General features: G+C 59.3%; 12 protein-coding genes. 1 reads left to right on the forward strand and 11 read right to left on the reverse strand.

Annotation, left to right across the window (positions count from 1 at the left end; genetic code table 11):
* Positions 1 to 126: 126 nt before the first annotated feature.
* From sov to tatA, 7 genes are all read right to left on the reverse strand, one after another.
* Positions 127 to 7,635, reverse strand: a complete 7,509-nt coding sequence (gene sov, locus LGH74_RS02815) for a T9SS outer membrane translocon Sov/SprA (protein ID WP_226171607.1) — start codon at positions 7,633 to 7,635, stop codon at positions 127 to 129.
* A 33-nt stretch (positions 7,636 to 7,668) separates the two neighbouring features.
* Positions 7,669 to 8,274 carry a Holliday junction branch migration protein RuvA gene (gene ruvA, locus LGH74_RS02820; RefSeq protein ID WP_226171609.1) on the reverse strand — a complete coding sequence of 202 codons (606 nt, stop codon included), beginning with the start codon at positions 8,272 to 8,274 and terminating at the stop codon, positions 7,669 to 7,671.
* A 234-nt stretch (positions 8,275 to 8,508) separates the two neighbouring features.
* Positions 8,509 to 10,779, reverse strand: coding sequence for an NADP-dependent malic enzyme (locus LGH74_RS02825; protein ID WP_226171611.1), 2,271 nt, complete (start codon positions 10,777 to 10,779; stop codon positions 8,509 to 8,511).
* 175 nt (positions 10,780 to 10,954) lie between these two features.
* Entirely contained in the window at positions 10,955 to 12,952 is a 1,998-nt protein-coding gene (locus LGH74_RS02830) for a LysM peptidoglycan-binding domain-containing protein (protein WP_226171613.1), read from the reverse strand.
* Positions 12,952 to 14,391 carry an Asp-tRNA(Asn)/Glu-tRNA(Gln) amidotransferase subunit GatA gene (gene gatA, locus LGH74_RS02835; protein ID WP_226171616.1) on the reverse strand — a complete coding sequence of 480 codons (1,440 nt, stop codon included), beginning with the start codon at positions 14,389 to 14,391 and terminating at the stop codon, positions 12,952 to 12,954. Before gatA ends, LGH74_RS02830 begins: the two co-directional genes overlap by 1 nt.
* 10 nt (positions 14,392 to 14,401) lie before the next feature.
* Positions 14,402 to 14,809 carry a Sec-independent protein translocase subunit TatA/TatB gene (locus tag LGH74_RS25045; protein ID WP_348532982.1) on the reverse strand — a complete coding sequence of 136 codons (408 nt, stop codon included), beginning with the start codon at positions 14,807 to 14,809 and terminating at the stop codon, positions 14,402 to 14,404.
* Positions 14,810 to 14,833: 24 nt separating this feature from the next.
* Complete coding sequence (gene tatA, locus LGH74_RS02845; RefSeq protein ID WP_226171619.1) at positions 14,834 to 15,061, reverse strand: twin-arginine translocase TatA/TatE family subunit; 228 nt, start codon at positions 15,059 to 15,061, stop codon at positions 14,834 to 14,836.
* A gap of 336 nt (positions 15,062 to 15,397) precedes the next feature.
* Here tatA and LGH74_RS02850 point away from each other — a divergent pair, with 336 nt between their 5' ends.
* The gene (locus tag LGH74_RS02850; RefSeq protein WP_226171622.1) at positions 15,398 to 16,360 is read left to right on the forward strand and encodes a GAF domain-containing DNA-binding protein; all 963 of its coding nucleotides are present in this window, start codon (positions 15,398 to 15,400) and stop codon (positions 16,358 to 16,360) included.
* 241 nt (positions 16,361 to 16,601) lie between these two features.
* Here the strand turns inward: LGH74_RS02850 and LGH74_RS02855 are convergent, their stop codons facing one another.
* From LGH74_RS02855 to LGH74_RS02870, 4 genes are all read right to left on the reverse strand, one after another.
* Positions 16,602 to 18,002, reverse strand: a complete 1,401-nt coding sequence (locus tag LGH74_RS02855) for a murein hydrolase activator EnvC family protein (RefSeq protein ID WP_226171625.1) — start codon at positions 18,000 to 18,002, stop codon at positions 16,602 to 16,604.
* Complete coding sequence (lolB1, locus tag LGH74_RS02860) at positions 17,986 to 18,753, reverse strand: lipoprotein insertase outer membrane protein LolB1 (protein ID WP_226171628.1); 768 nt, start codon at positions 18,751 to 18,753, stop codon at positions 17,986 to 17,988. The genes LGH74_RS02855 and lolB1 overlap by 17 nt, the downstream gene beginning before the upstream one ends.
* On the reverse strand, positions 18,746 to 20,560 hold the full coding sequence (locus tag LGH74_RS02865; RefSeq protein ID WP_226171632.1) for a tetratricopeptide repeat protein: 1,815 nt from the start codon (positions 20,558 to 20,560) through the stop codon (positions 18,746 to 18,748). The genes lolB1 and LGH74_RS02865 overlap by 8 nt, the downstream gene beginning before the upstream one ends.
* Positions 20,561 to 20,674: 114 nt before the next feature.
* On the reverse strand, positions 20,675 to 21,685 hold the full coding sequence (locus LGH74_RS02870) for a sugar nucleotidyltransferase (protein WP_226171636.1): 1,011 nt from the start codon (positions 21,683 to 21,685) through the stop codon (positions 20,675 to 20,677).
* Positions 21,686 to 21,719 lie beyond the last annotated feature (34 nt).

The following is a 21,719-nucleotide window of genomic DNA, read 5'->3' on the forward strand; positions in this document are numbered from 1 at the left end:
ACGTGTTGGCTTGCGAAATGGCTAAAAGCAAATCCAGGCAAATTGCGGGAAGGGCAAAAAAATAGCCACTGGCTCCTTAAGGGGCCAGTGGCTGTGGTTAATTGCGGCGGGGCACGGCCCCAAAACTTACTGCGACAAGCTGTAGCGTAGCTGCAGGCCGCCTTCGGTAGCGGAATTTTTGAAGGAGTTCTGCACCCGCGGCTCGGTAACGGTGCGGGAGAAGAAAAACTGCAGGTTCAGGCGCTGATTCAGCACATAGTCGATGGTGGGGCGCAGCTGGAGCTGGCGGGTGCCATTGGTGGTCAGCCCCTTGGGCTGGCCGGCATCGTCAATGGGGTTGCCATCTTCGCCAATGGTTGGCTCGATAGTGCGCTGAATCGTGGTGTTGTCCCGAATCGACAAATCGAGGCGGGCCGTCAGCTCGTTGCGCAACACGCGCTGCTCGCCGCCGATGCGGAACGGAATTTTCAGGCGGTTGGTGGCGTAGCCAAAACCGATAACCAGTTCCTGTGAGTGCAGCTCCAATACTTGCGCATTGGTCGTGCTCAGGGTAATGTTGCGCTCGGTGCGCAGCTCTACCCGGCCCGTTACCTTCTGTAGCGTCTGGAAATTGACCCCAATAAGGGGGGAGAGGCGCTCAGCAATAGTTACCTGCCCAATGAGGTAGTACGGAATAAACTGGCCGGTTTCATTGGTCAGATCCGGCAGCTTGTTCTTGGCCGGGGCCTCGTTGTAGACCGTGGACGTGGTGTAGCTGCCAATGTTGTAGGTAGAGGCGTACGCGTGATTGATGGTAATCGAGCGGAAGTAGCGCTTCACGAATGGCAACTCGGCCAGCCCGTTGTAGTCGATGCGCCAGTTGGGTATGGGCAGCATGGCAAACGGGTTCAGATTTTTGGCCTTATAACCATCTGACGAACGGCCCTGGTAAGCATCAATAAAGGCCGGAATCAATACATCCTGGGAATTGTAGCTGTAGGTACCGCTGGCTATGTTAGCCGCCGTCAGCCGCTCCCGAATGATGGCCCGATTGGTTACAAACCGGTTGAACGCCTTGGACACCTGCCCACCAGACGACCGGTCACCAAACAGCGTCTGGATGGAGATGAACGAGGTGCTGAACGTGCCGTTGGTAACAGGCAGCAGTGGAGCCAGCGTGCCGGGCCCAAAATTGCCGACTTGCTTGTTATAGGGCTCCAGCGTGGCGGTATCCACGGCCAAGCGGTAGAACGTTTCCCGGTTGCGCACCCGCTGCCAGCGACCATCCAGCTGAATGTTGAAGTCGCGGAACGGCTCCAGAGCAGTGCGCAGGGTAAGGTTTTCAGTCATCAGGGCGCTGAACGGCGTGTTCAGCAGGTCGCTGCGGTCAGTGTACCAGCCGCGGGAGCTGGCCCGGTCGTAGAGTTCCTGCAGGCTGTACTGCTGGCCCAGCACGAAAGGCAGGCCCGGCGCGTCGAAGTCGCTGTTCATGCCCAGGAAGCGGGTGCCGGGCAGGTAGCCGGGTACCAGCGTGCCACTGCTACGGGTGTAGGTGAAATTCAGGGAGCGGGCCGTCATCAGGGAGCGAAGGACGGCTTTAAGGGCACGCAGCTCGGGGCCTTTGGCCGAATCCTGGGGAGTTGCGGCTGCCGGCTGATCCTTGTCCTGCAGCTGGCCCAGAGCAGCCGGCGCGAGCGTGCCTTTGCGGCCCGGCGCGGCCCGGTTTGACTGGGTGGGCTGCGGGGTAGCGTTGTTGATGATGTTGAGGAAGCGCACTTTGTTGTAGAGCTTCACCAGATCAATCCGACCATTGGCACTGATTTCGGCGTTGTTCTGAATGGTGTTACCCAAGCTCACTTCCTTGGTAGCCGTGCTGTCGGCGATGAGCGGATACAGCGGGGCCCGCAGGGCGGTGGAAGCCGCCTGCCAGGTGTAGTTAGCCGCGTAGCGGGTATCGGCCGAAAGCCAGTCGGTAAGCGGGAACTTGTCCAGCGGCAGGCGGTAGGTCAGGGCTACGGTCTGGTTGAAGTTGGTGGTGCGGCCGCCGCGCTGAAATAGGTTGTCACGCAGCTGCTGGCGGTTGGCCCGGGCTACCGGGTCATTGCCTACCGATGGGCCCACGCCTTCGTCAATAACCGAGCGGTTATTAGCGGTATAGTCGAAGATCAGGCTCTTGGTCAAATCCCACTTCAGGTCGTAGATGCGGTTGAAGAAGAAGCTCTTCTGGTAGATCGGCGCAATACCATCGGTAGTCGGCACCTGGCCGGGTACCAGGGTGCGCTGCAGCTGCCGCTCGTTGTAGCGCCGGTCCAGGTCGGCACGGAAGGCAAAGCGGCTGGGCAGCGGCGTGAAGTTCAGATCCTGCAGAATTTTCAGGTACGGCGAGTCCAGCACCTTGATCTTGGACAGCGGCGTGTAGTTCTTCGGCGTGGTCTGGTACACGTAGGCCAGCGCGCCGGTGTAGGTCTTGGTGTAGTCCCGGTCGGTGCGGATGTCGGTGTGCAGCCGCTCGGTGAGAGCGTAGCTCACAGCGAAGTTCTCGATATCGTAGGGGCGCACCTTCTTCTCGGTGTTGGTCCGCTCTTTTCGCACGTTCAGCAAGCTGATACTCTTGCTAGTGGTCTGGTCGATAACTTCTTTTCGATACGCTGACCTCGCCTCGTTTGTCTCGAACTTCTGCAACGACTGCTCCAGCTGGGTATCGGGGTCTAGCGGGTCGTACTTGGGGCTGCGGCTTTCCTTGCCGGCCTGAACGAGCACCGGAATACGCAGGCCCAGCTTTTCGGGCAGCAGCTTATCGGCAGCTACGGCGGCATTGAAGTCGCCGCGCAGCACGTTGTCGAGTGAGCGTTGGGCTACTTTATCCTGTAGGCCGCCAAAGCCCACCGAGGTGAAGCTGCCGGTAGCCGTAATGTTGGCCAGGTCGGCGAGCTTGGTGTTGAAGCGCGCCGTGGCGGCCCAGCCATTCTCCCGGTCAAAGTCGAACACCCGAAACTCATCGGCCCAGAGGCATACCGATTTGGGCGCGTTGTTGTCTTTTGGGTTCAGCACCCCAATCATCACGCCCTGCACGGCGCTGAAGTCGGGGTTGCCCACGATGGTAATGGTGGCGCCGTTGGCCAGCTGCTTCACGTAGGGCACCAGCAGGTCGCCGCCCGATTGGTTGCGGGCGGCTTTGGCATCGATAAACTCCTGGAAGGAAATCTTGATTTCGTTGGCTTCAGGCCATATTTCCCGCTCCGTTTTAGCGCCGGGCCGGGTGATTTGCAGCGGCAGCGAGTATTCGTAGTAGTTCTGGGTGTAGTCGGTGCCGATGCGTACGAAAGCCCGCACGTCGTTGTCGGCTACGTTCTGGTCTTCACTTTCGGCGTGCAGAAACAGGCGCAGCTGCTTGTAGCGCAGCATGCTGATGTTGATGTTCTTATAAGCAGCCTTGCCGGTACCGTCGGGCATGCTTTCCACGCACAGGCGCAACGACTGCTCATTCTGCTCGCGGTTTACGGTGCTGGAGCCGTACTCCTTGTCGCGCTGAATATTGGGCGGTAGTACGTAGGGAATAGCATCGGAGCCGCTCACGCTGGCAATACCGTTTTCCTCGATGCTGACCGTGGAAATAGTGAAAGGCGTCCGGTCGTCGCCGCAGTTGGTGCAGCCCGAGCCGGGCTCCGAAATCGGGCTCAGGAAGCGACGCCACTGATTGGCCACAAACTGGGGCTGTACCAGGCGTAGCACCACCGGCTTGTCCCAGTTGGTGAGGTACATGCGCACGAAGCGGATGGACTTAAAGCCAAACTCTTTGCCATCGTTGCCACGCACGTTGGTGGGCTGCCGAATCGGAATGCGGAACTGGTACCAGGACACTTGGTCACCGTGGATAGAGTTGGTCACCTTATCGACGATGTAGTTCTGACCGACTTCCATCTGGCCTGGGTTCAGCGACATTTTCCACTCGTAGTACCGCTCCGTATCCGAAATAACGTTGTCGCGGTTCAGGTCTTCCTTATCGGGGAAGGCTGTGGAGCTGAGCTGGCTGTTCTCCCGCGAGTTGCCTTCCATGCCGTTGAACTGCTTGTAGCGGCCCAGAATCTTGGTGTTGTTGTTGGAGTAAAAGTCGTCGAGGTGGTGACGGAAGTTGTCGGCCGAGGGGTCTTCGACAGCAGCGTAGGCTCCTTTGAAGAAGGTGCGTTCCTCGTTGTCATCCAGCCCTTCGAGGCCGATATCCTGGCGGGCGCGGCCCCCGGGGGCCGTGCTGAAGGCATCGGTCAGGAACTGCTGCCGGGTTACGCGGCCCCAGTCGGTATCGCGCGTATCCTGGTTGATGGTGGCCGGATCGGTGGGCAGACCGTTTTCGAACTCGTGCTGGTTGGCATCGCGCAGCACGTCTTCCGACACCGAGCCCAGGTTCAGGTACAGGTCACCACCCTTCGTGCGGCCGTCGTTGCTGGTTATGGTGTTTTCCGAGTCATCTATTTCGCCCCGGGTGCCGGCAATGAAGGGGTCCATCATCCAGAACTCCATGTACTCGACGTTGGCATTGTCGAAGTCAGTATCGAAGGTGATTTCGCGGCTGATGCCTGCGTAATGGTCTTCCACCTTGCTGGTCAGGCGCTTGCCATCCGACGACACGTCGGGGCTATAGTTGTACTGGCCGCGCTCCTCGGGGTAATAGGCCAAGTCGAGCGAGTATTCGAAGCCGTTGCCGGAGGTGCCCACGTCGCGGTTCGGAAAAATCTCCGTCCGCTCGATACCCCGGCTGTAGTGCTTCTTCAGGTCGTTGTCGTTGATGTTGCCGGGCTTGCCGGGGCCGCCGGTGTAGTAAGTCTGGTCGATGGTATACCAGGCCAGCTTAGCGCGCTTGTAGGCATAGGCCAGGTTCGAGCCGTTCGATGGGATGAGCGGCTGAGGAGTGGCCGCCAGCCGCCAGGCCGTAGCTGCGCTGATGCCGCCCAGGGAGTAAGGCGTGCGGGCATTTTCGAAGTCGTCGATGTAAGACACGCCGTCTTCGCCACGTCCGAGCTTGGAACGGCCCGGCACGAGCTGGGCAATTTCGCCGCTGAAAGCCACCGACGACGGCTCCTTAGTCGAAATTAGGGGCAGCATGTCCAGGTACTTGGTCAGGGCCCGCGAGTCGCGCCGCATGTTCACGTCGAAGCCGTAGATGGTGTTGTTGCCGGGCTCGTCACCGATGTTGACGCGGTTGATGCCGGGCGCCTGGTTTTCGAGCAGGTGCAGCACCGTAGCCCCGAAGTTGACGTCCTGGTTGAGCCGGTAGTCGAAGCGGGCCCCGAGCAGCTTGCGGGGCTGCACCTGTACCAGGGCGTTTTTCTCGAACGACACTTTCAGTTCGTTGGCCGAGTTGAGGTAGCTCGGGTTGAGAATTTTTACCTTGGCCTGGTCGTAGAATACCTGGTAGTCGCGGCCTTCCTCTAGCAGGGTGCTGCCCGAGGTTACGCGTACTGAGCCTTCGGCAATGCCCAGGCCGGGCAGGTTGATTTCGTCGGTAGCGGTGGCCTGAAACCGGCCGCGCAGAAAGAACTTATCCTTTTCCTGCCGCTGCTGAGCGTCGCTCTGGGTCTGGGCATACAGCTCCTGATACACGTATTTGCGGGCCAGCGCCTTTTCCTGCTCACCAATGGCCACGTTGGCCGTGTCAAACTTTGAGCGCAGGTAGCTGCCGAAGGGCTCCACTACCGGGAAGATAATTTTGCCCAGGTCCGGGTCGATGGTCGTGCCGGGGAAGTAGTCGAAGTTGCCGTCCGAGTTCTGGTCGTTGTTGGGGTTCACGTTATCCAGGTTCAGCACCTCGATAAGCGGCTTGTTCGTGATTCTAGCACCCTCTTTCAACGAAATAAGGTCGACGCCGGTCTGGTCATCCTTGTAGACGATCTGGAGCTGGAAATTGTCGCGGTTGAGCTGGCTGGCGTTCAGGGAATAGATGTTTTTCATCATCAAATCCCAGGTTGGCAGGTTGCGCGTGCGCAGGTTCTCGTTGGTCGGGTTTACGTTCGGGTCGGCCAGGGCCACGCCGGGGTTGGTGGCCTTCAGCAGCTTCAGGTACAGCACTTGGTCCTGAGTCACCTGGTTGTTCTGCGTCGACAGCTCGCCTACCGTGTAGGGCTTGCCGTTATAAGTGTAAGTGTAGGCTACGGCCAGCACCTGCTCGGGCAGCAGGGGCGTGTTCAGCGAAATGTAACCCAGCTGCGCGTTGTAGGTGTATTCCCGCGCATTCAGCAGCCGGGCCCGCACCCGCTCGTAATCCACGGTTTTCACCAGCCGCTGGTCAGGGCCGCTATATCTGGCGTTTAAGTAGTTGTCGACCGACTCGTTGCTGCGGGCTATTGAGCCGCCCTGCGTTACTACTTCGCTATACTCCCGGTTGGAGCTGTTGTCGGCCGGGATGCGGCGCTGGCTGGCGGGCGGCAGCTGGTACTGCGGCCGGTATACGCGCACGGGCTCGGCCAGGTCCATCAGGCCCACTACATTGCGCAGGTTGTCGCTCTGGCGGTTGTCGTTGGTGACGTAGACCTCGATGTTGGTGATTTCGACGCCCGACTGAATCGTGGGCAGGTTGCGCAGGGCCACGTCGTACCGGTCGCGGAAAAACTGCGCCAGGAAGAAGTGCCGGTCGCGCTCATACTGGCTCGACTTGATTTCGAAGTTGCGGCTCTGGGCTCCGTTCTGCACGCTCACCGCGTCGGCAGTGCCGCGCAGGGTGCTGGCCACGGCCGTCACCGACATTTTACCGAACTGCAGCTGAGTCTTCACCCCAAACAGGTTTTGCCCGCCCTGAATCAGGGAGTTGTTCAGCGGCAGGCTCACGTTGCCCAGCTCTATTTTGCGGATGATTTCGGTTTCGTAGCCCGTGTAGTCGAGCTTCATGTTGTTCTCGAAATCGAAGGCCGCCTTGGTGTCGTAGTTGAACGTGAGCTTCAGCTTCTCCCCGATCTGGCCGGTGAGGTTGAGGTTCATGTTCTGCTCGTACTGGAAGTCGCCCACGCGCTGCTGGCGCAGGGTCAGTGTGGGGTTCAGGTTGCGGTTGAAGCGGGCTCCCATGCGCAGCGTCACGGCGCCGTTGGGCCGGATATCGACGTAGCTACCGCCAAAGAGCCGGTCGGCCATGGGGCCGAGGTAAATCTTGGGAATCAGGCGCTTGTTTTCGGGCGCGGCCGGGTCGCCCACCACGCCGCCCGCCGAGCGGGTCCGGAAATAGTCGCGCACGGCCTGGCGTTGCTGCCACTCCGAGTAATCCTCGAATGACAGGCGGCTTGGGTCCCGAAAATCAATGTCAGTCCCAACCTTTTCGCGCACATCGTAGTATTCTAAGCTGTCGTCGGGCGTTACCTGCAGGTTCACGTTCGAGGGCAGATCTAGAATCAGGGGCGACTGGCGGCGCTGCGGGCCAAAGGGCGAGCCGGGCCGATCCGCCGGATCGACCTTGGGGCGCCGGCTAGGCCGGTAGCGGCTGGTATCAGGCAGTACTACCCGAGGCGTATCGGGAGCCAATACCACACGGGCGCGCCGACTAGCCTTGGGCAGCCAGGCCCAGAGCTGACGCATGGCAAAGGAACCGTTGGCTGGTGCCGCCTGCGACCACCAGGCCAGCAGAGACGCGACAACAACTACCGTAACGGTGAAGGACTTCTTACCGGAGTTCAAGTGTAACAAGCAGACGCGGTGCGAGGTAAAATTCTAATGGGACTTAAGAGCAAACTTAATTAATTCCTCCACGCTCAGCTCGTTGCCGTGTTTGTTCTGAATCTGGTCCAGGTTTTTCTCGGCGGCGGCGCGGGCGAAGCCCAAAGTCACTAATGCGGCTAACGCTTCCGAGCGGTTCGTATTGTGCGCCCGGGCCAGCGGTACCGTATCCACGCCGGCCTTGCTCAGCAACTCATCTTTGCGCAGCTTGTCGCGCAGCTCCAGAATCACGCGCTGGGCCGTTTTGGGGCCAACGCCCTTGATGCTTTGAATGGAGCGCACATCCTCCTGCACGATGGCGTGGCGAATTTCACCCACCGACATCGACGAAACCATCATAATACCCGTGCCCGGCCCAATGCCCGACACTGAAATAAGGTGCATGAACAGCGCCTTCTCGTTGGGGTCCAGGAAGCCGTAGAGGATATTGGCGTCTTCCTTAATGTGCTGGTAGGTGTAAATTTTGGCCTTCTCGCCCTCGGCGGGCAGCTTGGAATAGGTGGCCAGAGAAATCTTGATTTCATAGCCCACGCCGCTCACGTCCATAATGGCCATCGTGGGGTCTTTGTGGGCTAGTTTTCCGTCAATGTATGCAATCATGCAGGCAAGCTAAGAAGAAGAAACTGAATGCGGCCGGGGGCTGGCCCAGGTAAAAGCAGGGCACTGCCTTACGGGTCTGGGCGTGAAGGCCGCGTGAAAAGCAACACAGTAGTCCTGTTTTTCTATCCCAAATCTACTGGCTTTTCCAGCAAAAAAGCGGGATGTTTTCGCCGGGTCTTTCCGGTGAAAACATCCCGCTTTCAGGATATTAGCACAATATGAAGCTATGCTGCGCTACAGCGGCTTGCCCTTGGTCTGGGCATCTACCACGGCAATGGCGGTCATGTTCACAATTTCGCGCACCGAAGCGCCCAGCTGCAGAATGTGCACCGGCTTGCGCATACCCATCAGTACCGGCCCAATTACCTCCGCACCCCCGATTTCCTGGAGCACTTTGTAGGCAATGTTGCCCGACACCACGTTGGGGAAAATTAGGGTGTTGGCCCCGTTTTCGGCCAGCTCCGAGAAGGGATACTGCTCGCGCAGCAGCTCGGGGTTCAGGGCGGTATTGGCCTGCATTTCGCCGTCGAGGAGCAGGTCGGGGTAGCGCTTCTTGGCCATTTCGGTGGCCTGGCGGGCTTTGTCGGGCAGGGGGCCGGGGTTCGAGCCGAAGTTGGAGTAGCTCAGCACGGCCACGCGCGGCTCGGTGTCGAAAAAGCGCACTGTGCGGGCCGAGAGGCCGATAATATCCACCATTTCCTCGGCCGTGGGGTCGATGTTCACGGTGGTATCGGCGAAGAAGAACGGGCCTTTCTTGTGCTGAATGATGTACATACCGGCCACGCGCTTCACCCCGTCTTCTACCCCGATTACCTGCAGGGAAGGCGTGATGCTCTTGCCATAGTCTTTGGTCAGACCGGTGATAAAGGCGTCGGCTTCGCCGGTTTCGAGCATCATCGAGCCGTAGTAGTTCCGCTCGCGCAGCAGGCGGCGGCCTTCATACAGTGTGAGGCCCCGGCGCTGGCGCTTGCCAAACAGCAGTTCGGCATACTCGTCGCGCTTGGCGTCCTCCTCCAGAATATCGATGATCTGGCAGCCGGTCAAATCGAGGCTGTTGGCATTGGCAATGGCTTCGAGCTTCTTGCGGTTGCCGAGCAGAATGGGCACGGCAATGCCCTCGTCGAATACAATCTGAGCTGCTTTGAGAATCTTGTAGTTGTCGGCTTCGGCAAATACCACGCGCTTGGGGTTGGCCTTGGCAGCGCTGGTAATGCGGTTCATCAGCTTCTGGTTGACGCCCAGGCGGCTACGCAACTCATCCTCGTAAGCCAGCCAGTCGGTTATTTCGCGACGGGCCACGCCGCTTTCCATGGCGGCTTTGGCCACGGCCACGCTCACGGTGGTTATCAGGCGCGGGTCGAGAGGCTTGGGAATGAGGTAGGCGCGGCCAAAGGTCAGCGTGTTGTCGCCATAGGCTTTGTTCACCATATCGGGCACGGGCTCCTTGGCCAGCTCAGCCAGGGCCTGTACGGCGGCCAGCTTCATGGCCTCGTTGATTTCGGTGGCTCGCACGTCCATAGCGCCCCGGAAGATGTAGGGGAAGCCCAGCACGTTGTTCACCTGGTTGGGGTGGTCGGAGCGGCCGGTGGCCATGATGATGTCGGGCCGGGTAGCCATAGCCAGCTCGTACACGATTTCCGGGTCGGGGTTGGCCAGGGCAAATACGATAGGGTTGTCGGCCATGCGCAGCAGCAGGTCGGGGGGCAGCACGTTGGCGGCTGAGAGGCCCAGAAACACGTCGGCGCCTTCCATAGCCTCGGCCAGGGTAGTTACCGTGCTGCTGGTGGCAAACTGCATCTGCAGCTCGGCCAGGTCGGTGCGGTGCTGGTTGATGACGCCGTCCTTGTCGAACACCGTCACGTTCTGCACGTTCAGGCCCAGCTCGCGGTACAGCCGCAGGCAGCTAATGGCCGCCGCGCCCGCGCCGCTCACCACCAGCTTGATGTCCTGGATATTTTTGCCCACTACTTCCAGCGCGTTCAGCAGCGCGGCCGACGAAATAATGGCCGTGCCGTGCTGGTCGTCGTGCATCAGGGGAATAGTCATCTGCTCGCGCAAGGCCTTTTCGATGACGAAGCACTCAGGAGCCTTGATGTCTTCGAGGTTGATGCCGCCGAAGGTCGGCTCCAGCGACTTCACGATGCGGATAAACTCGTCGGGGTCGGTGCAGTCGATTTCGATGTCGAAGCAGTCGAGGCCCGCAAATTTCTTGAACAGTACGCCCTTGCCTTCCATCACCGGCTTAGAGGCGTCGGGGCCGATGTTGCCCAGGCCCAGCACGGCCGTACCGTTGCTGATAACGCCAACCAGGTTACCCTTGGCGGTGTATTTATAAACGTCGTCCTTGTTGAGGGCAATGGCTTTGCAGGGCTCGGCCACGCCGGGGGAGTAGGCCAGGGCCAGGTCGAGCTGGGTGCTGACGGGCTTGGTGGGCACTACTTCAATCTTCCCGGCCGGACTCTGGGAGTGGTAATCGAGGGCTTCCTGTTTGTTGATTTTGAGCATAGGGGTGCGAAAAGTGGCGCTACGTGCGGGCTACGCAAGGGTAAGTTGGGGCCAAATCAGCCGGAATCAAAGTAGGAATGACTACCCGATTAAACGGCAGCGCCCCGCACCAGTCGGGAGCGGGGCACCGATAATGGCGCCGCAGCAAAGGTACAACAGCCGAGCTGGAGTAGTTCTACCCCTGCACCAGCAGCTTCTGCCCCGGCTTTACCTCATCCGATTTGAGATTATTAAGCTTGCGCAATTGCTCTACCGTGACGCCCTGGTAGCGGCGTGAGATGTTGTAGAGCGTGTCGCCGGGCTGCACCATGTGTACTTTCGGGGCGGGCAGCGCTTCAGCGCGCGGGGCTGGGGGGGCAGCGGCTGCCACGCGGCGGGCCGAGGCTTTGATGGCCGCCGATGCTTCGGCTTCGGTAGGGGCCCGCAGCAGCAGCTTCTGGCCCGGTACCACGGCTTCGGTTTCCAGACTATTCCAGGCCAGAAGCTGGGCTACGGTAACGCCCCGCTCCCGGGCCAGCCGGGTCAGGTTGTCGCCGCGCCGCACGGTGTATTCGGTGGGCAGGCTGTCATCGGGAGCTACAGCAGCTTTGGTTTTGGTTTCAGCAGCGGCCACGGTTTCCCGTACCGCCCGGGCAGCGCGGGTAGGCGCGGCTACGGCCTTTTCCGGCTCTGGTGTAACCGAGTCATCCGTATCGTTGGTAACAGCGGCGGGAGTGGCTTTGGCGGTTTTTACGGCGACTACTGCTTTTTCGGCCTTGTCGGTTTTCTCGGCTTTATCAGCAGGCAAGGGTAGCTTGGTCGGCACCGAAGCTTTGCGCACTGCCGCTACCGCCGGCGCTGGGGTTTCGGAAGCTTCCGCGGGCACGAATACCACCAACTGCTGCTTAGGCACGAGGGCCTTGCCCTGGCGCAGCTTGTTCCAGCGCCGGATAGCAGCCGGACTCACCTCATACCGCTCGGCTACGTCGGCCACGCTTTCCCCGCGCCGCACCGAATGCCGGATGCGGCGGTACTTCGGCTTCTCGGCTTCGGCTTTTTCGGTGGCAGCAATGGCCGTGGCAGTCGAGTCGGTGCCCAACAGGGTAGGGGCCAGTGGGGTAATGGGGCGAGGCGGGGGCACTACCACTTTGCAGAAATCCAGCACTGTGTTGCGGTCCAGCAGCGCCAGTTCGGTGCGCACGCAGGCCGGCACCGTGAGGCGGTAGTTGCGCACCGTTTCGGGCAGGAAGGGCTTCCGAATTTCGGGGTTATGCTTGCTGATAGCCGCAGAGTCGAGCCCGAATTGGGCCGAGAACTTGCGCAGATCCAGGCTGCGGCCCGAAATCATGAGCGTATCGATGGCCTCGGGGTAGAGGTAGTGGAGCGAGTCGTTGTGCAGACCGTGCTCTTTGGCATACTGCAGCGTGTACATGGCCGCCGTGAAAGTGGGCACGTAGTTGCGCGTTTCCTTGGGCAGTTGCGGATACAGGTCCCAGAACGTCTTTTTGCCAGTACGCTTCATGGCTCGCTGCACGTTGCCACCGCCCCAGTTGTAGGCCGCTAGCACCAGTTCCCAGTCGCCAAACATCCGGTACAAGTCGCGCAGGTATTTGCAAGCTGCTTCCGTCGACTTTTCCGGGTTCATTCGCTCGTCGATGTACTCGTTCTGCACCAGACGCATGTCGCGCCCTGTGGGACCCATAAACTGCCACAGCCCCACGGCCCCTACCCGCGAGCGGGCAGTAGGCAGCAGGGCTGATTCGACCACCGCCAGGTATTTCAGATCCTGGGGCAGGTTGTATTTGGCCAGATACTTCTCAAACAGCGGAAAATACAAATTCTGCCGCTCCAGAATGCGCTGCGTGTAGCTCCGGTTGCGCAGCGTGAAGTAGTTCACGAAGCTCATTACCGTGCCGTTGAACACGTGCGGCATATCCGTGTCGAGGCAGCCGATCCGGTCCCCAACTAAGTCGCGCAGCTCAGGCGGGGTTTGTAACCACACCAAGTGCGCCGAGTCGGCCGCGGCGGGTTCGGCCACCAGTGAGTCGAGCGGCAGCGCAAGCTGCACGCGCATCGTGTCGCTGCTGCGGGTACCGGCTGGATTCAGTTCGGGTTGTATTTGCGCCGCCACGGGGCGAGCAGCAACAGCCAACAGCAGAAACGGAGCGGCAACGCGCAACAACGACTTTTTCATCAGGGAATGGCTGGAGTGAGGGATTCCGTGAGAGAATTGGCAAATGCCAGCAGGTGCTCTTCGCGGAACGCGCCGCTGAGTACCTGCAAGCCAATTGGCAAGCCCGCTGAATCGACGCCGGCCGGCACCGAAATAGCCGGTACGCCCGCCAGGGAAGCCTGCACCGTGAAGATATCGGCCAAGTACATAGCCAACGCGTCTTTCTGGTTTTCACCAATCTTAAACGCCGTAGTCGGCGTGGTCGGCAACACCAAGAAGTCGTATTGGCGCAGCAGCTCGTCGGTGGTGTCCTTAATCATCCGCCGCACCCGCTGGGCTTTGGTATAATAGGCGTCGTAATAATCGGCCGACAGCACGAAAGTGCCCAGCAGAATGCGGCGCTGCACCTCGGGGCCGAAGCCTTGAGCACGGGTTTTCTTATACAGCGACTCCAGATCAGTAGCATCGGGCGCGCGGTAGCCGTACTTCACCCCGTCGAAGCGGCTCAGATTGGAGCTGGCTTCAGCCGTGGTCAGAATGTAGTACGACGGCACGATGTAGTCGAGGTAAGGAAACTCCACGGCATCCACTACGTGGCCCTGGCCGCGCAGTGTGTCGAGGGCTTCTTCCACCGCCGCCTTAATTTCGGGGTTCAGACCGGGCCGCTCCATCGTGTCGCGGATGTAGCCGATGCGGTAGTGGGGCGCGGGCGTGAGCAACTCGCTGTAAGCCGGCACGGGCTGCTGGCTCACGGTGCTGTCGAAGTCATCGGGGCCGGCCATTACTTCCAGCAGCAACGCCGCGTCTTCCACTGAGCGGGTAAGGGTCCCAATCTGGTCGAATGACGAGGCGTAGGCCACCAGCCCGTAGCGGGAGATGCGCGAGTACGTTGGCTTGAAGCCGACAATGCCGCAGAAAGCCGCCGGCTGCCGCACCGAGCCACCCGTGTCGGAGCCGATGGAAGCCAAGCACAAATCGGCCTGCACCGCCACAGCTGAGCCGCCCGACGAGCCACCGGAAACCCGCTCGTTATCTACCTCATTCCGTACGGGGCCGAAGTAGGAAGTCTCATTGGAAGCGCCCATCGCAAACTCGTCGCAGTTCTGGCGACCAATCACAATGGCATCGGCATCGAGCAGGCGCTGCACGGCCGTGCCAGTGTAGAGCGACTTGAAGCCGTCCAGAATGTGGCTGCTGCTTTGCAACGCGTGGTCTTTGTAGGCCAGCACGTCCTTGAGGCCGAGTACCATGCCGGCCAGCTTACCGGCGGTGCCGGCGGCGAGCTTGGCATCCACGGCATCGGCCTGGGCGCGGGCTTCTTCGGGCCACACTTCCAGAAAAGCGTTCAAATGGCTTTTCTTCTGGATGTTATCCAGATAATACTCCACGAGCTGACGGCAGGTCGTGGTGCCTGCCGTCAGCTCGTTGCGAACTTCCGTAAGAGAGGTAAAGCGTCTCAAGTGGTTGCTATCAGTTGGTCGTTTGATCGAGGCGGGGCCGCTCTTCCGTGGTCTGAATAGGCTGGGTAGTGCCGGTGTTCAGCGGAGCGTCTACCGAGGTAGCGGGAGCGGTGTAGGTAATGGCGGCGTCGGCCATGTTGGGGTGTACCGGCGTCGAGGTGGCATATTGCTCGGCGGGAGTAGGCGGAGCAGGAGCTACCGGGTACACGGGCGGCTGCTGGTAGCCGTTGTTGGCGCGGGGCTGGTCGGCGTTTTCAAACTCGCTACGGATTTCCCGCGACGCGTCTTTGAACTCGCGGATGCCTTTGCCGAGCCCACGGGCCAGCTCCGGAATCTTGTTGGCGCCGAAGAAGATCAGGATAACGACCATGATCAGCATGATTTCGCCGCCACCAAGGTCGCCTAAGATGAGAAGCATGGGAGTCTGCATAATGCTACTGGATTACAGACGGGGTTGCGTCGGGTCGTTGGGATTGGGGTTCACCGGCCGGTCCCGGAACTCGGGCTGCTCGTCTTTGGAAGCGTCTTTGAACTCACGGATGCCTTTGCCCAGCCCTTTGGCCAGCTCGGGAATGCGCTTGGCACCGAACAACAAGATAATAACAAAAAGGATCAGGAGAATTTCGGTGGTACCGAAGCTACCGATCAGGAAAAGGGAGGCAAGTGTCATGGGGCAAATGGCCAAAGGCCGTTTTGGGGTGGCAAAGCTTATTGTACGCGAATAAGAGCCGGTTAGGATTGGTAAAAGTACCCGATAATTTTCAAATGCTTTGGCAGAGGCCCGAATCTTCCCCGAGAATTCCTGCTAAAGACCAACCCTGGAGGGCGTCTTGCTGCGTATCAGCAAAGAACGTTTAGCGGCCGCAACACCGGCTTCACCGGTCTGATGCCGGAGTTTGCCCATAAAATTCGCTTTCCAGTGTTAGGAAACGGTACTTTGCCTTGAAGCTTTTTTACTCTTGCGCTGTTATGGTAGCCGCTTCTTTAGCCTTCACCTGATTGCCCGATGCCAGCAAAGACCAATCCTCCTCTTTCTCCTTACCTGCCAACCTCGTCCTTTCAGCGCCCCGACAGCGAAGCAGAGCGTCTGGAGGCACTCCGCAACTACCAGATTCTGGATACCCCGCCGGAAGCCGTTTTCGACGACTTAGCGCGTTTAGCCGCGTATATCTGCGGCACACCTATTTCGCTCGTCACGTTGCTTGATACTGACCGGCAGTGGTTCAAGGCCAACATTGGGCTGGAAGGTATTGAAGGCACTGCCCGGGAGGCTTCGTTCTGCCAGCATGCTATGTTCGACCAGGATGTGTACGAAATCGAGGATGCCGTTGAGAATCCATTGTTTCGGAGTAATCCATTGGTAGTGAATTCGCCCGGTATCCGCTTCTACGCCGGCGCGCCCCTGGTAACGCCCGAGGGCCAGCCGTTGGGTACGCTGTGCGCCATCGATACCGTGCCCCACCGCCTGAACGAGCAGCAGCGCGACGCGCTGCGGGTGCTGGCCCGGGAAGTGGTGTCGCACCTGGAGCTGCGCCGGGCCCGGCTACAGCTGGAACAGGAACAACGCAAGCTCGACGGCCTACTGCGGCTGGCTAATGATGCGGCTGAGTCGATGTACATGGCTAGTCGCAACGAGCTGTTTATCAAGCAAGACCACAAGCTGCTGCGCGTCAGTGCGGCCGATATTCGCTATGTGGAAGCCCTGGGCGACTATGTGAATATCTATGCCGGGCGCGAGCGGCACACCGTGTACAGCACCATGAAGGAGCTGGAAACCAAGCTACCACCCCGCGAGTTTGCCCGCGTGCACCGCAAGTACATCGTGCGCCTCGACCGTATTGTGGCCATTGAAACTGATGCGGCCATCGTCGACACCGGGCGGGGCGGGGAGGCAGCTACGAATCTGCTGCCGGTGCCTATCGGCAGCTCCTACAAGGGCGCTCTGCTGAACCGGCTGAACCTGGTGTAGGCATCTGCTAATTGAAAAGATATTCCTTTAGCGAGGAAAATTACAGTTTCGGCGAATTATAGTGGGATTCAAGCGTCATTCGCCTATCTTTCGTCCTGTTATCAAGGAACGCTCCGTTGGCGGCAGAGGCTGCAAAGTCTCAGCGGTGGCGAAGAGGTTTCTGGTAGCTAAGTTTGTTTTCATAGCTCAGAAAGGCACCGTGTTCTGCACGGTGTTTTTTTATGCCCAAGCTGAACCGTAGCTACTTGCGCCCGAGCCAGTTTTCGGGGTTCAGATTGGAGCTGTTGCGCCACACCTGAAACTGCAGCTCCGAGGTGCCGTCGGGGCCGGTATATACCGTCCCGATCTGCTGGCGCATATCCACTTGCTGGCCTTCCGTTACGCTCACGGTGCGCAGCTTGGCATACACCGTGAAGTACTCGCCGTGTTGAATCATGACGATGTTGTTCATGCCGGCAATGCTGGCCACGGTGAGCACCTTACCCTCGAAAATAGAGCGGACCGGCTCTCCGGCGCTGGTCTGAATATCGACGCCCCGGTTTTCGACGATGACGTTTTTGAGCACAGGATGGGCGTGCCGGCCGAAGCGCTGCGAAATAAAGCCCCGGGCCACGGGCCACAGCAGCCGGCCCCGGTTTTCGGCAAATGACGAGGAAATAACCGCCGTTTCGGGCGTCAGCGTCACTTTATCCACCCGCTCCACGGCTTCTTCCTCCGCTGCTTCAGCGGCGGCCGAAGCAGCGCGACTGGTAGTAGCGGGACTACGCGTGGCCGCCGTGCCGGAGCCGGTATTGGCCCGGGCGGCATTGGCGCGGGCCTTGGCGGCCGCCGCCCGGGCAGCAGCACGGGCGGCACGGGCAATTTCTTCCCGCACTCGTTCGGCAATCAGGTTGTCGAGGCGGCCGATGGCCTGTTGCCGCTCGGCCAGCTCCTGCCGCAGACTTTCCTCCTGTTGGCTCAGCTTAGTTACAACCTGATCCTGCTGGGTTTTGAGCGTTACCAGGTTACGGTTTTCGGAGAGTTGGGTAGTCAGCAACGAGCTTTTTTCCTGCTTTTTCACCGTCAGCCCCGTCAGCTGCTGGCTTAGGCGTTGCTTGGTGCTCGAAATTTGGGCGGCCTGGGTTTTGCGTACTTCCGAATACTGCCGGATGTAGCGCAGGCGCAGCATAAACTGGTTGAACGACTCGGCCGCAAACAGGAACATGATGCGGTTATAGCTGTTGGCTGTCTTCGAGGAAGCATAAATCATGCGCGCGTACTCGGCCCGCAGCTGCTCCAGGCTCTGCTGGGTTTGCTGCACCTGCGTCTCGGTCTGCTTCACATCCGACTCGATGTACTTGAGCTGGGAAGACGTGTTTTTGATAACCCCTTGCTGCACCGTGAGCTTTTCCTTCAGGGCATTAAGCTGGCCCACCGAAGCCTGCTTCTGCTTCTGGGTTTGTTCCAGAATGCGGCTCGTCTCCTGGATGCGCTTCAGCGTAGCCCGCCGCTCGCGCTCCAGTTGAGCCTTGCTTTTTTTAGCGGGCGTAGTGGTACGGCTGCGGGATTTGGTACTGCGCTGCGCCCACGCCGGCCCCACCTGCAGCAGCAGCAGGCTCAGCAGCAGCACGACAAACGCGGTACGCTTATTTTTTGCGAACATAGCCCTTCGGAACCGAGAACGGGAAGGACAGGCGCTCCTGGTCCACGTCCACATTCCGGTAGTTGATAGAAGCCGTGGCTAGCTTGCCGGTGGTGGGCTGACCCTGTATCAGCACCGAATAGGCAAACGGCAGGGCGTTGGGCTCCAGGGGCCGGAAATCCGAGAAGTCGACCGTAAACTTGTTCTGGGTCTGCTGCTCGGCCAGCTTGATTTGCTGTACTCGGTTGCGCGTCAGCTCGATGAGTTGAGTGATGAGCACGTTGCCTTCTTGAAACTCGACCTGCTGCATAGCCCCTTCGTCGCTGATTTTGGGTGTGGTGCTGGCTTCGGCGGGCAGGTAGTTGCCCAGCAGCAGGGCCTGCACCCGGTCGAAGGTTACGGGCACGTTCAGCAACCGGCTCAGATAGGCATAGTCGCCGGCGTAGTACTCCTTCTGCAGGTAATTGATGACCTGCACTGAGTCGCGGGTAATGTAGGCCCGCACCCCCTCAATACCGAGCGACACCGACAGCCAGATGGCGCTATCCTTGCGCACACGCAGGTTCAGGTTAGCCGTTTGCTGCAGCTGGGGCATATCAATCTTGATTTTGCCCTTGGCCTTGAGGTAGCGGAAATCCAGGTTTTTGGCCTTCACCAGCTCGGTGCCCTTGGCTGGCGCGGTAGTAGCCGACTTCGTGGGAAAAATCTTGCTGCTACAGCCACTCAGGAGCAGTCCAACCCACAGCAACACTACCGGAAAGCACTTATTCATAGAGTTTTTTGTCTTTGATCTTGCGGTCAATCAGGGCCGAAGCCCCGCCTGCCTTTTTGGCTCGTTGCCATTCGGCCATGGCCAGTTCTTTTTCGCCCAGCTGAAATAGCACGTCGCCATAATGCTCAATGATGGTGGCATCGGTGCTGGTTTTCAGAGCTTTTTCCAGGTTTTGCCGGGCCCCGGTGTAGTCCTTGAGCTTGTATAAAACCCAGGCGTACGTATCGAGGTAGGTATCGTTGGTCGGGAACTGCTTCACCAGCTTGCCCGACATTTCCTTGGCCCGCTCCAGCTTTTCGCCCCGCATCGAGAGGAAATAGCTGTAGTTGTTCAGCGCCTGGGCATTATTGGCGTCAAAGGTCAGAGCCGACTCGTAGGCTGCGTCCGACTTGGCGTATTCCTTTAGCTCGTGGTAGGCGTCGCCGAGCTGGGTGTCAATCTGAGCCAGCAACTCGGGGTTGTCGGTAGCCAGCTTGCGGCCGTATTCCAGGGCTTTCACACCTTTCACGGGCTGCTTTTTCAGCAACTGAGCCACGCCGTTGTAGTACCAGAGCGGGGCCTGGTTCGGAAACAGCTCCAAGGCCCGGTCGGTGTGGTTGAGCAGGGAGTCAATCTGATTCAGCTCGGCGTCGATAAGCACCACCTGCTGCCAGATCTGGAACTTGGAATTATCGAGTCGGATGGCTTTGAGGTAATTCTGGCGGGCCAGTTCCTTGCGTTCAGTAATAATCTGAATGTCGCCGGCCACCGAAAACGCCTTGGCTTCCTTGGGGTGCACCTTGGTGGTAATGTCGGCCAAGTCCAGCGCAATTTTCTCCAACGCCGGGTTGGGGAGCTGCTTGATGTAGTCCACCAGAATCCGCACCTTCTCGTCGATGTCGAGTCCCGGGCTTTCGAAGGCCAGCTTGATCTGCCGGTCCGACTCGGGCCGGTTGTTCTGCTGCCGGTAGATGTCAGCCAGAATCATGCGGGCCTGGGGGTTGTCGGGGTCCTGCTTCAGGGCCTTTTCCGCCACCCGAATGGCATCCGGAAACCGGTTGTTGGCCGCGTACATTTCGGCCTGCGCCAGCACGTAGCGGATTTCTTCGGGGTTGGCTGTAATCAGAGCTTCGCCTTCCTGCAGGGCCTTTTCCAGGTTGTTCTGCTTGAGGTAAATCTGCTGCTTCTTAAACGATACCTCATCGAGCGGGCCAAATTGCTTTTCGGCCTGTTCAAAGGTTGTCAGCGCCTCGTTCAGCTTGCCCTGGGCCAGGTAGAGGTCGGCCAGGTTGAAGAGGTAGTAGCCCGAGTCGGGCACGTCCTTAATCAGGCTGGTATACACCTTGGCGGCCTGGTCGTACTGCTTCTGGGAGGAGTAAATCTGGGCCAGCAACAGGTAGTAGTAGGAGTTTTTGGGGTCGAGCTTCACGGCTACCAGCGCGAAGTTGGTAGCGTCCTTAAGGTTGCCGCTGAGCAGGTTGGTTTCGGCAATCTTGTAGTTGATGGCCGCATTGGTCGGGTTCAGCGCGTAGGCTTTCAGCAGCCGCTCCAGGGCCTTGTTGTAATCTTCGAGCAGCACGTATTTCACACCGTCCACGAAAAACGACTCGCTCATCTCGCGGTCTTTCTCCGACAGCTCCCGCACCTGCTGGCGGGCCAGGTCCAGCTCGGCACGGCGGGCCAGCTCCTTGCGCTCTTTACGCGTGAGCTTGCGTGGTTTCGACTCGGCCGCGGGCGGTGTATCCTTACCCGCCGGCTGCTGGGCATAGCCCGGCCCGGCCAGCAGCAGGCCCAGCAGGAGAAGGGAAAGAGAAGCGAATCGACTCATGAGCGCAGTAGCACGGACGGCTGTTGTGGCCGGTCTGAAAAAGGAGTTACCCCAAATAAACAAATCTGCGGACAGATGCCCGCGCTACTGCTAACATCAAGAGCAACAAAAATATCACACGCGCAGTGTGTTGTAGTCACCCAGGCTCAAATCGTCGGGCGTACCGGTGATGGTAGCGAAGTTGCCGATCATCGAGTTGGTCACGTTGGCATGGAGCACCGAGGCCGACTGCTGCACGATGGAGTTGGAAAGCACCGAGCTGCGCACGTTGCTATGGTCGCCCAACGACACGTGCGGACCCACCACCGAGTCGGTAATAACGGCGTTTTCGCCGATGTACACCGGTGGAATCACCACGGAGTTGGTCAGCTTGGCCGATGCCGCCACCAGGTTTTCGCCGCGCTCCTGCAGGTATTCTAGGTAGCGCTGGTTGGTGTACACCGTCGCGTCCTTGTTGCCGCAGTCGAGCCACTCCGTAACGCGGCCGGGCACGAACGTCGTGCCTTTGTTCTTCATATTTTCCAGGGCGTTGGTGAGCTGATACTCGCCTTTGTCCTTGATGTCGTTGTCGAGCAGGAATTGCAGCTCGTCGCGCAGGTATTCGCCGTCCTGGAAGTAGTAAATACCGATAATGGCCAAGTCCGATACAAATTCCTGGGGTTTCTCCACGAAGTCCGTAATCTGGCCTTTGTCGTCGAGCTTCACCACGCCGAAGGGCTTGGGGTCGTCTACCTTCTGAACCCAGATGGTGCCTGGTACGCTCGAATCGAGGGTGAAATCGGCTTTAAACAAGGTGTCGGCAAAGGCTACTACTACCGGGCCGGTGAGGGCCTCTTTGGCGCAGAGAATAGCGTGGGCCGTGCCCAGCGGCTCGTCCTGGTACACGATAGTACCCTTGGCACCCACCGATTCAGCAATTTTCACCAGGTTTTTCTCCACCTCAGCACCAAAGCGGCCAATAATGAAGGCAACTTCGTCTACCTGCTCGCCGCATACTTTGGCAATGTCTTCTACCAAGCGTTGCACGATGGGCTTACCGGCAATTGGAATCAGGGGCTTAGGAACGGTGAGCGTGTGAGGGCGCATGCGCTTGCCCATGCCGGCCATCGGAACGATGATTTTCATAGTGGAAGGAGAATTTTTTTAGGTAGTTGAGTTA

Source organism: Hymenobacter lucidus, assembly GCF_020447265.1.
Lineage (GTDB): Bacteria > Bacteroidota > Bacteroidia > Cytophagales > Hymenobacteraceae > Hymenobacter > Hymenobacter lucidus.